Genomic DNA, 8170 nt, shown 5'->3' with positions numbered 1-8170 from the left:
GCGCGACGCCTCGTAGACGTCGTCTCCGACAAACCGGACGCTGAACACGTGGACGCCTCGGCCGAGGGAACCGGTCGGGATCTCGACCCTTCCGCCATCCTCCGCGGTCAGGGCGACCGTGCCAACGAGTACACCGCCCTTGTATAGGGAGACCTCCCCGATCGGAGCGGTGCCGTCGGCCGCGCGCACGAACACGTTCACGTCGACCGATGACCCGCGACGCACCAGGAACCGGTCGGGCCAGGCGAAGGTCGAGGTGTCGACGGGCTCGGCGACCTGGATCGGCACGCCGACCTCGGTACCGCCCGGACCGGCGATGGTGAGCGTCTGCGGACCCGTCACCCCGTCTGGGATCGTGATCGTGATCGTCGCGGCTCCCTGCTCGTCGAAGGCGTCGGTGATAGCGAACGTCACCGGTGCGGTGCCGAGAACGTCGCTCCCGAGCAGTACCGACGCGGTTCCCGAGGCGGGCCCGGCCTTGCTGAACAGCAGCGACGAGAGCGTCAGCGTCACCTGCTCGCCCGGCAGGTAGCCGGTGGATGTCGACGGCGCACTCAGGCGCACGCCGATCGCGCGCTGAGCGAGGTCGGGAGCTACCGGGGAGTTGGCCCCGATGTAGTCGACGAATGCGGTGAGGTCGACTCGGCCCGAATCGGCCTTGCCGGAACCTTGCGCGAGGGTGAGGAAGTTGTCGCCTCCCGCGGCCAGGAACGAGTTGGCGACGACCTTCACGACCGCGTCAGAAGCGAGCGGCGCACCGTCAAGCGTCATCGACGTGATGCGCGCTCCCGCGGCGGCGGTTGGGTCGTAGGTGTACTCGAACCCAGTCGACAGCCCCAGCTTGAGGAACGGGCGACTCGAGCTCGCCGGCTGCCACTGCTCCTCGAGCACCTGCCGCACCTGCGCTCCGGTGAGGTCGAACGTCACGAGGGTGTTCGCGAACGGCTGCACGAGAGCGGCCTCGCGGTAGGTGACGTTGCCCACCGGATCGTTCGCACCCGAGGACGCGTAGACCAGGTCGGCGCGGATTCCGCCCGGATTCATGACCGCGAGCTGCGTGCCGAGATCCTGCGTTGCCGCGAGCTGCGCGTCGGCGATCAGGTTGCCGATCGTGGACTCACTGCCACGGTTCTCTGACGTTCCGTTCGACTGCACGCCGCGGGTGATGTCTGTCGAGATCGACCCGAGCGACACGCCACCCAGCACGTTCGCGACCGCGGCGGCATCCGCGACGATTGCGGCCACCTCGGGGTCGGGAGGGTAGGGCGGCGACGTCACGACCGGCAGGATCTGCGACGAGATCGACAGCAGTTCGCCGGAGTCGGGGTCGACGCTGATCGTCGTGTGCCCGTACGCGATCCCGTACTCGCCCGACGAGATGACGGGGCGCGTGCGGTCGGTGCCGGCAATCGGAACGTCGTGGTCGTACTGAAGGTGCGTGTGCCCGGACACGATCGCGTCGATGTCCGCACTTGCGCCGGTCACGATCTCACCGAACGCCGATGCCGGGTCGGTCGCACTCGCGAGGGATGTGGTCGCCGCCCCCTCGTGGACGAGCAGGATGACGACATCCGCTTCGCCGTTGCCCAGGTCGCCGTCGGAGAGCGCCGCAGCGACCCGGTTGACCTCGGGGACGATCGGGCGCACCTCGATGCTGGCGATGCCGTCGGGGCTTACCAGCGACGGCAGCTCTTCGGTGACCGCACCGACGAACCCGATGGACACCCCACCGGTCTCGACGACCGAGTACTCGTCGAAGGCCGGGATGCCGCTGGTGCTGTCGTAGAGGTTCGCCGCGAGGTAAGGCCAGTCGGCCGCCTCGAGGATCCGGTCGTCGACATCATCGCGACCCTGGTCGAACTCGTGGTTGCCGAACGACGACACATCGAGCCCGATCTCGTTGAGAACGTCGATCGTCGGCTGATCGTCTTGGATGAACGAGGTGAACGTCGAGGCGCCGATGAGGTCGCCGGCGGCCGCGAAGATCGTGTTCGGGTTGGCGGCGCGGTAGGAGTTCACCATCCCGCCGAGCACGGCAGCGCCGGCGACGGGCGGGGCCGCCTCGATCCGACCGTGGAAGTCGTTGATGGTGAGCAGATCCACCTCGACGGGATCGGCCGCGAAGGCGGGTGACGCCGAGAGTGGGGCGACGACGAGCGCCGCGGCGGCGAGGGCGGCGACACCGAAGCGCGCGCGTACGGAACGGGGGGATGTCGACATGATCGTGTCTTCCGCTGTTGGGGCCGGAATCGGCGGTGGGGCTGACGGGATGGATCGGGTGTCGGGTTACCCCCGTTCGGGGGCCGCCTTCGACGCTACGTCGGCGCGACTCGAATCACAACCCCGATAACGTGAACGGGTGCTGGCGATCGTCATCGGACTGGCGAGCGCCCTCACCTACGGCGTCGCCGACTTCTTCGGCGGCCTCGCCGCGAAGCGCACGGCATCCGTCGTCGTCACCGCTTTCGCGGCGCTCGTCGGCCTCGTGGTCTTGCTGCCAGCCACGCTGCTGATGCCCGGTCGGCCGTCGTTCGACGCGTTCCTCTGGGGCGGGCTGAGCGGCATCACCGGGGCTGCGGCGATCTTTCTGCTCTACGCGGCGCTCGCGATTGGACCGATGAGCATCCTCTCGCCGCTCACCGCGGTGCTCTCGGCCCTGGTGCCGATGACCTGGGGGCTCGTCGGCGGCGAGCGGCTTCCCTGGTGGGGGTACGTCGCTCTCGGCGGAGTGCTCGTCGCGATCGTGCTCGTCGGCTTCGTGCCCGAGAAGGGTGCCGTTCGGCCGCGGCTGCGCGGTGTCGTCTACGCGACGCTCTCGGGACTGCTGATCGGCTGCTTCTTCATCTTCGTCGACCAGGCGCCCGCCGATTCTGGGCTCTACCCGATCGTCGCGAATCGCATCGTAGCCGGGTCGATCCTGTTCGTCGTGCTCGGGGTGCTGCTCGTGATCGCCCGGCGGCGCGGGGTTCCGCCGTTCCCCGGGTTGCGCGGCGCATGGGGGCTCATCGTCGCCTGCGGAATTGCGGATGCGGCGGCCAACGTGCTCATCCTCACCGGCCTGCGGATGGGCGACCTCACCGTGATGAGCGTGCTCGCCGCGCTCTACCCGGGCGGCACGATCGCCCTCGCCGCACTCGTGCTGCGGGAGCGGATCGCGCCCGTACAGTGGGTCGGACTCGTGCTCGCGCTGGCCTCCGCCGCTGTGTTGGCGATTCCCGCCTAACTACTCGGGCGGCGGGGGTAGGCGAGGCGCCGCAACGCCCACTCCGCAGGGCCGCGTTTGCCCGCGCGTTCGAGCACCGCGGCGAGCACGACCGTCACCAGCCAGGTCGCGACGGCGATGAGCGCGATCGTCCAACTCGACAGCTGGGCGCCGAGCCCAAGCCCCCAGGCGCTCATGAGCGGCGCGAAGACGACCGATTGGGCGAGGTATCCCGACAGCGACCGCTTACCGAGCGCCTCCAGCGCACCCCGCACGAGGCCCGGTGGGCGGGTGCGAACCCGCGCGGCGATGAGTCCGAAGACCGCCACGTAACCGAGCGCGCCGCACAGCCCGGCGATCGAGTTGAACCCGGCGAACGCCCAGTCGTAGAAACTCGGGATGCCGAACACACCGGCGTTCTGCAGGGCGACGATCGCACCGAACCCCCAGGCGATCGCGATGCCGCCGACGGCGGTACGACGCAGCAGAGGGAGGTGCTTCTCGGGCTCCTCAAGCACTCCCGCGCGCGCCGCGACGAGGGCGATGAGAATCGCGATCGGGATGATGAAAGCGAACAGCTGCAAGCCCGTCACCGCGAGCCACATGCCGAAGCGCAGCGCCATCGAGATCAGATAGCTCGGCTCGGCCTGGGCGAATCGGATGTCGAACTCCCCGAGATCGAGGGTCTCTGGTGGCACAAAGGCGGCGACCATCGCCGCCCCGACCGACGCCGCGATCGCGTTCAGAGCGACCAACCCGAGAAGGATGCCGGCGCACAGTTTCAGGATAAAGTCCCGCCGGTCGAGGAAGATTGCGACGATGACGAGGCCCGCGAGTCCGTAGGCCCCGATGACGTCGCCCATCCAGAGCAAGGCGGCGTGGAGCGCGCCGAAGGCGATCATCCACAGGTGTCGGCGTCGCAATAGCCGACGCGCGGTGTGCTGGTCGACGCCCGCCTCTGCCTGGCGCCGGTAGAGCTGCCAGATTCCGTAGCCGAAGAGGAACGCGAACATCGGGTACGACCGCCCGTCGATCGCGAAGAGCGAGATCGTTTGCACGACCAGATCGGCGCCCGAAGCACCCGGCGGGTGCGCTGACACCATTCCCGAGGCCTGGCCCCACAGGTAGAACGGGGCGTTCGCGATGGCGATGAAGAGCAGCAGCACGCCGCGGGCCAGGTCGGGAGCGACGACGCGCCCGGTGAGGGCGGCGGGGCGGGGCGCGACGAAGGTGGCGGTCATGCCCCCAGCCTGGCATCACCCCGCAGACGACGAATCCGCCGGTCGGGGGTGGGTGATCTCCCCCGACCGGCGGATGCGTCAATCTTGCTCGGTGTTGCTTAGCCGGCGAGGTCGGCGATCGCCTGGTCACCCGGGCGCACCGAGATCCACTCGGGAGTGATCTCAGCGCGAGCGAGCAGATCCTCGGTCTTGCGACGACGGTTGCGCGGCACGAGGGTCACGACGGTGCCCTCCTTGCCGGCCCGGCCGGTGCGGCCCGCGCGGTGCAGGTACGCCTTGTACTCGTCGGGCGCGTCGGCCTGGATGACGAGTTCGATGTCGTCAACGTGGATGCCGCGGGCTGCGACATCCGTCGCGACGAGCACCGAAACGCGGCCGCTCGTGAACTTCTCGAGCGCCCGGGTGCGGCGTGCCTGGTTCAGGTCGCCGTGGATGCTTTCGGCGCGGATGCCCGCGTCGTCGAGAAGGTCGGCGAGCTGCTCGGCGAACGCACGCGTGCGCGCGAAGACCAGCTTCTTGCCGGGGCCGGCAGCGAGCTCGATGAGCACATCCTGCTTGTCGCGCTGCTCGAGCAGGAACGCGATGTGGCGGATGTCGGACGAGGCCTGGTCTTCACCGGAGATCTCGTAGACGGCCGGGTCGACGAGGAACTCCTCGACGAGCGACGCGACCCCCGAGTCGAGCGTGGCCGAGTAGAGCAGCTTCTGGCCGCCCTGCGACGTGCGCTGCAGGAGCTCACGCACCGGCTCGAGGAACCCGAGCTCGCACATGTGATCGGCCTCATCCAGCACCGTGATCGTGACCTGCGAGAGGTCGAGACGGCCCTGCGACACCAGGTCACCGATGCGGCCGGGCGTGCCGATGATGATGTCGACGCCGCGCGAAATCGCGCCGGTCTGACGGGCGTAGGGCACGCCGCCGTAGATCTGCGTGGTGAACAGCCCCACGCTCTGCGCGAGCGGCTGAATCGTGCGGTCGATCTGCAGCGCGAGTTCGCGGGTCGGCGCGAGGATGAGCGCGCGCGGGGCACGGCCGGGCTTGCGCCGCTCCGTGGCACCCTTCTGCGACTGCAGCAGCCGCTCGACGAGCGGGGCACCGAAGGCGATCGTCTTGCCGGATCCGGTGCGGCCGCGGCCGAGAACGTCGCGACCCTCGAGCACCGACGGAATGGTCGCGGCCTGGATCGGGAACGGGGTGTCGGCGCCGAGTTCGGAGAGAACCCGCACCAGATTCTGGCCGAGACCGAGCTCGCCGAATCCGGTGCTCTGCATGTCGGTCACATCGACGGCCTGCGCCTCGAGGCGGGCGAGCACGACGTCGTCGGTCTGGTGCGAGGCGGGACGCTCGGTGCGGTCGCGATCGCGCGGCTGGTATCCGTCGCGACGCGGCGCGGCGTCGCGGTCGTAACGGGGGCGCTCGGTGCGGGGCGCGTAGCCCTCGCGAGCCGGACGCTCCGTGCGGGGCGCGTAACCGCGGTCCTCGCGGGGGGCCCGGTCGGTACGGGGGGCGTAGCCCTCACGGGCCGGACGTTCGGTGCGGGGCGCGTAGTCACGAGTCGGGCGCTCGGTACGAGGCGCGTAACCGCGGTCCTCGCGGGGGGCGCGATCCGTGCGGGGCGCGTAGCCCTCACGGGCCGGACGCTCCGTGCGAGGCGCGTAACCGCGGTCCTCGCGGGGCGCGCGGTCGGTACGCGGGGCGTAACCGTCGCGGGCCGGACGGTCAGACCGCTCGAAGCGGCCTCCGGCCTGCGGGGCCTTGGCGCGCGGCTCCCAGTTCGGACGGGTCGACTGACCGCGCTCGACGTCGTCGCGACGCTCCGAGGAGTCGGCCTGGCGCTCACGCACCGGCCTGGTGGCGGTCCCGCGCGGACGCACGGGCGACTTGCCCTGCGCGGCGCGCTGCTCGGTGCTCCAGCGGGCCTTCTTGGCTCCGCCGGTCGCGTTCTTGTTGCTGGCGCGCACGGGCGCGCCCTTCTTATTCGTGGGCATGTTGCTGTGTCTTCCGTTGCTCGTGTTCAGCGTGCGACGCGCGCGAAAAAGCGCCCGTCGAGAACCCGGGCTACATGGACCGGGGCCGTTTTCCTGAGGAGTTCCTCGCGCCTCGACTGAGTCGCGATCCGGCCCGCTCGACTGAACATTGGAGCTCGCGGCCATGCCGCGTGTCGAGAGCCGACCTAGCGACGATACAGGATTGCGCCCACGAACGAGAGCTATTTGCCCGAGATGGTCGACTTCATCTGGCAATAGTCGACCATCTCGGGCAAATAGCCGGTTCGCTTAGGCTTCCGGGATGCGCGTGGCGGTCGGCATCCTCGTGGCTCTCGGAGCCGCGCTGACGCTGGGCGCGTGCGCGCCGACGGGATCGAATGCCCGATCGATCGACCCGCAGATCGACGCGGTCGGCACCAACCTCGCCACCGATCCCGACGTGACGGTCATCCCCGACCTTGAGTATGGCGCGGTCGATGGCGTGCCCCTGTTGCTCGATGCCTGCCTGCCGCCCGACCGCGACGCATCCGACGCCGCCGTGCCCGGCATCCTCATCATCCATGGGGGGAGCTGGCGGGAGGGAGCCAAAGACAGCGTCGGCTGGCGTGCGGTCTGCACCTGGCTCGCGGCGGCGGGCTACCCGGCGTTCTCGGTGGACTACCGCCTCGCGCCGGAGTGGGTGTTTCCGGCAGGGTTTCGCGACGTGGAGGCTGCGGTCACCTGGCTGAAGGCCGACGAGCAGGCAGAACGGTTCGACATCGACCCGGAGCTCATCGGGGTCTTCGGTGGTTCGGCGGGCGGCAACCTCGCCGCACTGTTGGGGACGTCGGGCAGCGGCGACCTCGGGGTCGGCAGCCGAGTCGCCGCCGTCGCCGACCTGAGCGCCCCGATCGACCTCACCGGCGTCGACCTGACCGACGACTTCGCGCCGCTGCTCCTTGAGTACCTGGGGTGCACGACGTTCGCCGACTGCCCGAGCGCCGAACCCGCGTCGCCCAGTACCCACATCGACGAATCCGATCCGCCGTTCTTCATCGCGCATTCGACGACCGAGAAGATCCCGTTGGCACAGTCGGAGCGTTTCGTCGAAGACCTCCGCGCTGCCGGCATCGATGTCGAGTTCCTCGTCGCGGACGGCACCCTGCACTCGATCGCCCTCCTCGACGACGACCTCAAGTCGCGCATCCTCGCGTTCTTTGACCGCACCCTGGGCGGCGGCGCGACCGCCGAGTAACTAGCCGGCGGCGTGAACTCCGTGGTGGGTGGCGCGCTTCGCCTCGCGACGTTCCTTCGCCCCCTCGACGAGCGAGTACAGGGCGGGGAGCACGAGCAGCGTCAGCGCCGTCGACGAGATGAGGCCGCCGATCACGATGATGCCGAGGGGCTGCGAGATGAACCCGCCCTGACCGGTGAGGCCGATCGCCATCGGGGTCAGCGCCGCGATGGTCGCGATCGCCGTCATCAGGATCGGGCGCAGGCGTCGCGCCGCACCGTGGCGGAGGGCGTCGGCAACCGACATCCCCCGCTCGCGGTATTGGTTCACGAGGTCGATGAGCACGATCGCGTTGGTGACGACGATGCCGACGAGCATGAGCAGCCCGATGATCGACGCGATCCCGAACGGCACACCCGACGCGATCTGCAACAGCAGCGCACCCGTCGCGGCAAACGGGATCGATACGAGCAGCAGCAGCGGCTGCCGCAGCGACCGGAACGTCGCGACCATGATCGTGTAGACG

At 69.5% G+C, this 8170-nt stretch carries 6 protein-coding genes; 2 read left to right on the top strand and 4 right to left on the bottom strand.

Annotated elements, in window-relative coordinates; all coding sequences use genetic code 11:
• Positions 1-2220, bottom strand: a 2220-nt coding sequence (locus tag RMO30_RS11295; protein ID WP_309713438.1) for a 5'-nucleotidase C-terminal domain-containing protein, incomplete at its 3' end; no start/stop codon positions are given.
• A 139-nt stretch (positions 2221-2359) separates the two neighbouring features.
• Here RMO30_RS11295 and RMO30_RS11290 point away from each other — a divergent pair.
• Positions 2360-3223: a DMT family transporter gene (locus RMO30_RS11290; RefSeq protein WP_309713435.1), complete on the top strand. Its 864-nt coding sequence runs from the start codon at positions 2360-2362 to the stop codon at positions 3221-3223.
• Here RMO30_RS11290 and RMO30_RS11285 read toward each other — a convergent pair.
• Complete coding sequence (locus RMO30_RS11285; RefSeq protein ID WP_309713432.1) at positions 3220-4443, bottom strand: DUF418 domain-containing protein; 1224 nt, start codon at positions 4441-4443, stop codon at positions 3220-3222. The genes RMO30_RS11290 and RMO30_RS11285 overlap by 4 nt on opposite strands.
• A 98-nt stretch (positions 4444-4541) precedes the next feature.
• A complete protein-coding gene (locus RMO30_RS11280; RefSeq protein ID WP_309713430.1) occupies positions 4542-6431 on the bottom strand; it encodes a DEAD/DEAH box helicase in 1890 nt (629 codons plus the stop codon).
• Positions 6432-6732: 301 nt separating this feature from the next.
• Between RMO30_RS11280 and RMO30_RS11275 the strand changes: the two genes are divergently transcribed.
• Entirely contained in the window at positions 6733-7665 is a 933-nt protein-coding gene (locus RMO30_RS11275; protein WP_309713427.1) for an alpha/beta hydrolase, read from the top strand.
• Here RMO30_RS11275 and RMO30_RS11270 read toward each other — a convergent pair.
• The coding region (locus tag RMO30_RS11270; RefSeq protein ID WP_309713424.1) for an efflux RND transporter permease subunit at positions 7666-8170 on the bottom strand (505 nt) is incomplete at its 5' end.

The organism is Pseudolysinimonas sp. (genome assembly GCF_031389465.1).
Lineage (GTDB): Bacteria > Actinomycetota > Actinomycetes > Actinomycetales > Microbacteriaceae > Pseudolysinimonas_A.
The sequence above is the reverse complement of the archived record's forward strand: the minus strand, read 5'-3'. Positions and strand labels throughout refer to the sequence as shown.

Coding starts and splice junctions, on each gene's coding strand:
- RMO30_RS11285 (WP_309713432.1), bottom strand. CDS start 4,443: ATGACCGCCACCTTCGTCGCGCCCCGCCCCGCCGCCCTCACCGGGCGC.
- RMO30_RS11280 (WP_309713430.1), bottom strand. CDS start 6,431: ATGCCCACGAATAAGAAGGGCGCGCCCGTGCGCGCCAGCAACAAGAAC.
- RMO30_RS11275 (WP_309713427.1), top strand. CDS start 6,733: ATGCGCGTGGCGGTCGGCATCCTCGTGGCTCTCGGAGCCGCGCTGACG.